Source organism: Rhizobacter sp., assembly GCF_035702065.1.
GTDB lineage: Bacteria > Pseudomonadota > Gammaproteobacteria > Burkholderiales > Burkholderiaceae_C > Rhizobacter.
Window position 1 is genome coordinate 1 of sequence record NZ_DASSRA010000106.1, and the last position, 4,178, is coordinate 4,178.

At 69.7% G+C, this 4,178-nt stretch carries 7 protein-coding genes; 2 read left to right on the forward strand and 5 right to left on the reverse strand.

Annotated elements, in window-relative coordinates; all coding sequences use genetic code 11:
* Positions 1–229, forward strand: a 229-nt coding sequence (locus VFL64_RS04760; protein WP_489539237.1) for a hypothetical protein, incomplete at its 5' end; no start/stop codon positions are given.
* A gap of 137 nt (positions 230–366) precedes the next feature.
* On the opposite strand, the gene VFL64_RS04765 is transcribed toward VFL64_RS04760, so the two are convergent.
* Genes VFL64_RS04765 through phnG form a run of 5 tightly spaced genes read right to left on the reverse strand, consistent with a single transcriptional unit; the run spans position 367 to position 3,920 of the window.
* The gene (locus VFL64_RS04765; RefSeq protein ID WP_489539238.1) at positions 367–816 is read right to left on the reverse strand and encodes a GNAT family N-acetyltransferase; all 450 of its coding nucleotides are present in this window, start codon (positions 814–816) and stop codon (positions 367–369) included.
* The gene (locus tag VFL64_RS04770) at positions 813–1,646 is read right to left on the reverse strand and encodes an alpha-D-ribose 1-methylphosphonate 5-phosphate C-P-lyase PhnJ (protein WP_489539239.1); all 834 of its coding nucleotides are present in this window, start codon (positions 1,644–1,646) and stop codon (positions 813–815) included. The genes VFL64_RS04765 and VFL64_RS04770 overlap by 4 nt, the downstream gene beginning before the upstream one ends.
* Positions 1,643–2,836, reverse strand: coding sequence for a carbon-phosphorus lyase complex subunit (locus VFL64_RS04775; protein WP_489539240.1), 1,194 nt, complete (start codon positions 2,834–2,836; stop codon positions 1,643–1,645). The genes VFL64_RS04770 and VFL64_RS04775 overlap by 4 nt, the downstream gene beginning before the upstream one ends.
* Positions 2,836–3,453: a phosphonate C-P lyase system protein PhnH gene (gene phnH, locus VFL64_RS04780; protein WP_489539241.1), complete on the reverse strand. Its 618-nt coding sequence runs from the start codon at positions 3,451–3,453 to the stop codon at positions 2,836–2,838. Before phnH ends, VFL64_RS04775 begins: the two co-directional genes overlap by 1 nt.
* Positions 3,450–3,920 carry a phosphonate C-P lyase system protein PhnG gene (gene phnG / locus VFL64_RS04785; protein WP_489539242.1) on the reverse strand — a complete coding sequence of 157 codons (471 nt, stop codon included), beginning with the start codon at positions 3,918–3,920 and terminating at the stop codon, positions 3,450–3,452. The genes phnH and phnG overlap by 4 nt, the downstream gene beginning before the upstream one ends.
* Before the next feature lie 67 nt (positions 3,921–3,987).
* Between phnG and VFL64_RS04790 the strand changes: the two genes are divergently transcribed.
* Positions 3,988–4,178, forward strand: a 191-nt coding sequence (locus tag VFL64_RS04790; protein WP_489539243.1) for a winged helix-turn-helix domain-containing protein, incomplete at its 3' end; no start/stop codon positions are given.

Genomic DNA, 4,178 nt, shown 5'->3' on the forward strand with positions numbered 1-4,178 from the left:
GGGCCCCAAGAGCAAGCTCGCCTTCGGCATCGTGTCCCGGCTCGCTTCGCTTTGCCTTGGTTCTCAAGCCGATGCGCAGCGAGGCGAGACGAGGCGTAGTGCTGTCGCAGCAGATGTGCGGCCGATCCTGTGGCATGGCGTGTACAGGCCGAGGAGACTCGAAGCTACGCAGTTCGGCCATGTGAAGAGCGCCTTTGCTTTGGTTACTTTCATTTGGCGCGACAAATGAAAGTGACCCGCCCGCCGGGGCGGACTCCCGGCGCACCCGCGGGAAGTAGGAAGAACGATCCACGCGAAGCGGGAAAACAGAGGAGCAGGGCTTCGATACCTCAGCCTGAGCGGACTGTGATTCGCGAAGAGTGTCCATCACAACGTCACCCCAAAGCTGACCCCATGCCGCTCAAACCCCAACCGCTCATAGAACGCATGCGCCTCCACCCGCCGCTGGTTCGACGACAGCGCGAGCTTGTAGCACCCCGCCTCCCGCGCCAACCCCATCGCATGGAACATCATCAAGCGCCCGATCCCCTGCCCCTGCGCCTCCGGATGCACCGCCACATCCTCCACGATGGCCTCCGGCGCACCAGAGTGAGCCAGCAAGGGCAGCACGAAGAAGGTGTACGTCCCCACCGCAACCCCCGCGCGCTGCGCGAGGAACACCTTCACGCCCGGCACCGCCAGGCGCATGCGGTCCCAGGCCGCGCGCGCGACCACCTCGTCGTGCGGCCCGCGCGTGTCCAGGCCTGCGGCGGTGTAGAGCCCGATCAGTGTCGGGATGTCGCTGCGTTCGGCTTCGACGAGTGTGAGGGCACTCATGCCGCCGCCTCCCGCTGCTCGCGGCACCAGTCCGTGTCCGAGCACGTCCACAAGGTCTCGCCCGCCCCCTGCACCACTTCATCGAGATAGCTCGTGCTGCACCCACACAGCGCACACGCATGCCCCTGCGGCGCCACATGGAACGGGTGGTCCTCGAAGTCCAGGCTCTTCACGTCGGTGTACGGCGGCACCGCATAGATGCGCTTCTCGCGCCCCGCGCCGAAGAGCTGCAGCGCCGGGTTGCGGTGCATCTTGGGGTTGTCGAAGCTCGGGATGGGCGAGGGCGACATCACGTAGCGCCCGTTCACCCGCACCGGGTAGTCGTACGTCGTTTCCACGCGCCCCCAGTGCGCCAGGTCCTCGTAGAGCTTCACGTTGACGAGCCCGTACTCCTCGCAGGCATGCAGCTTGAGCGTCTCGCTGCGGCGCGGCTCCAGCCGGTACAGCGGCTCGGGCTGCGGCACCTGGTAGACCAGCACCTGGCCTTCGCGCAGCGGCGCTTCGGGGATGCGGTGGCGCGTCTGGATCACCGTCGCCTCGCGCGTGCGCTCGGTGGTCGCCACGCCGGTGGTGCGCGCGAAGAACTGGCGGATGTTGACCGCGTTGGTGGTGTCGTCGCTGCCCTGGTCGATGACCTTGAGCACGTCATGACGGCCCAGCACCGCAGCCGTCACCTGGATGCCGCCGGTGCCCCAGCCGTAGGCCAGCGGCATCTCGCGCGAGCCGAAGGGCACCTGGTGGCCCGGGATCGCCACGGCCTTCAGGATGGCGCGGCGGATCATCCGCTTGGTGCGCTCATCGAGGTAGGCGAAGTTGTACCCGTGAATCACGATGCACCCCCGTCACGCCCTTGAACGGCGAGGCGCGGGCCGAGCGCCGGGCCGCTCCCAAGCCGGCCCGCGATCCCCTCGGGGGATCGGCCGATGTACTCGTCGGCCGAGGGGCTGACATCCTTCTCCTCGCGCAACTGGCGGATCAGCTGCAGCTCCGACTCGAAGGTCACGTAGTGCGGCAGCTTCAGGTGCTGCACGAAGCCCGAGGCCTCGATGTTGTCGCCCTGCGGCAGCACGAACTCCTGCTGCTGCACTGGCGCGGTGATGTCTTCGTCGAACTCGTCGGCACGCAGTGCGCGGTCGACCAGCGACATGGCCATCGCCTTGCGTTCACCGTGGCCGTAGACCAGGCCGTAGCCGCGCGTGAACTGCGGCGGCACGTTCGCGGAGCCTGCGAACTGGTTGATCATCTGGCACTCGGTGACTTCGATCTCGCCCACCTCGATGGCAAAGCCCAGCTCGTCGGGCACGATCTCCACCGCCACGGTGCCGAAGCGGATGTCGCCGCCGAAGGGGTGCGTGTGCGCGTAGCCGCGCTGCGTGGCGTAGGCCATGCCCAGCACCCAGCCTTCGTCGGCACGCGCCAGCATCTGCAATCGGGCCGTGCGCGGCAAGGGGTAGACCGGCGGGTCGCGCGTGATATCGGGCGGCGGCGGGTCGCCTTCGCTCGGGACGGCCGGCTCGATCAGGCCTTGCTCGGCCAGCGTGTCGAGGGCGTTGGGCACGGGGCCGATCTCCTGCGTCGTCGCGGGCGCGGCGCGTTCTGGAGCGCTCGGCGTGGCTTTGAGCAGCGAGAAGTCGATCAGGCGCTGCGTGTAGTCGAAGGTCGGGCCCAGCAGCTGCCCGCCCGGCAAGTCCTTGAAGATGGCCGAGACGCGGCGCTTCACGCGCATGCGCTGCGTGTCCAGCGGCTCGGTGGCGGCCACGCGTGGCAAGGTGGTGCGGTAGGCGCGCAGCAGGAAGATGGCCTCGACCGCATCGCCACGCGCCTGCTTGAGCGCCAGCGCAGCGAGCTCGGGGTCGTGCAGCGAGGCCTCGGCCATCACGCGGTCGACCAGCAGGCCCAGCTGCTCGCGGATCTGCGCGACCTCCAGCTCGCGCACGGCCGGGTCACCGCGGCGCGCGCTGGCCAACAGGCGGCGCGAGGCTTCGATGGCGGCTTCTCCGCCCTTGACGGCGATGTACATCAGTGACCTTCCAGCGTGACGACGGTGGAGCGCGGCACGCCGATCAACTGCGAGCCGCACACGAGCAGCAGGTCCACGCCGCGTGGGAACAGCGGCTGCATCGCGATGCGCTGCTGCCAGAAGGCGCGCGGCAGGCCGCACAGGCCGATGCGCTGTTCATGCGCGATGCCGGGGCCGGTGAGCCGCAGGCCGGCCCCGCGCTCATGCGCCAGGCTGTGCGTGTCGACGATCAGCGTGGCGCCGAGTTGCGGCGCTTCGTCGCTGCCCAGGCGCAGGGTGTCGAGCTGCGCGTCGGCGGCGCGCACGGCGATGAAGTCGGCATCCGCCACGGCCTCGGCGCGCTGCACGCCGGTGTGGAAGCGGCAGTACATCCAGGCCGCGTCGCTGGCCAGCGGGCCGGCCAGGTGCAAGGAGGTTTCAGTGTCGAGCAAGGTGAGCAGCAAGGCCGTCAGGCCGCGCGACAGCGGCGCGGGCGCTTGCAGGCCGTCGCTGGCGTCCAGCGTCTGCAGGCGGCCGGGGCGCGACAGGGCATCGAGCACCGCGCGAAAGAGCGACTGCGCATCGTGCGTGGCGTCGGCCAGGCCGCGTGGCAAGGTGGCGAGCAGTTCAGCGCTCATGCGGTCGCTTCCGATTGCAAGGTATAGAACGACACGCGGCTCGCGGCATGGTGCGCCTGCTCGTCGGCGATGGCCTGCGCGCGCAGCGCCTGCAGCGGCGCGATCACCTCGGCCAGCAGCCGCTGCTGCAGCGACGGCTGCTGCAGCAGCGCGTCGAGCTGCGCCACCCAGCGCGCGCGCTCATCGTCGCGGCCCAGCACATGGCCGACGCCGGCGGTGGCATTCCCGCCGACAGTCACGCGGGCAATGCAGCGCGTGAGCGTCACCTCGCCCAGGTTGAAGCGGTCGCCGCGGTTGGCGATGCGCGCACGCACCAGGGCCAGGCCGGTCTCCGGCTCGCGCAGCCAGTCGAAGGCCTGGCCGGCCGTCGCCGCCGCGGCGTGCCCGGCCAGCGCGTCGCGCGGCGCATGCGCCAGCACGGCCAGCCAGGCCTGGCGCTGCGCGGTGTCGGAAGAGTTGTCGGTCATGCGAATGTCATCTAGATGACTGTAGGATGGCTGGGAGTATCAAACACCGCCGTGACAGATTCTTGACATGACCCTTCACGCCACGACACCTTCCACCGACGCAGCCGACACGCCTGCACCCGCCCGGCGCTGGGAAGCCATCGCCGCCGCCCTGCGGCAGGACATTGCCCAAGGCCGCCTGCAACCCGGCGAGCGGCTGCCCAACGAGGCCACGCTGGCGGCGCGCTTCGCCGTCAACCGCCACACGCTGCGCCAGGC

Excerpts from the sequence above, each read along its gene's own strand:
- phnH (WP_489539241.1), bottom strand. The coding sequence starts at position 3,453 with ATGAGCGCTGAACTGCTCGCCACCTTGCCACGCGGCCTGGCCGACGCC.
- phnG (WP_489539242.1), bottom strand. The coding sequence starts at position 3,920 with ATGACCGACAACTCTTCCGACACCGCGCAGCGCCAGGCCTGGCTGGCC.
- VFL64_RS04765 (WP_489539238.1), bottom strand. The coding sequence starts at position 816 with ATGAGTGCCCTCACACTCGTCGAAGCCGAACGCAGCGACATCCCGACA.
- VFL64_RS04775 (WP_489539240.1), bottom strand. The coding sequence starts at position 2,836 with ATGTACATCGCCGTCAAGGGCGGAGAAGCCGCCATCGAAGCCTCGCGC.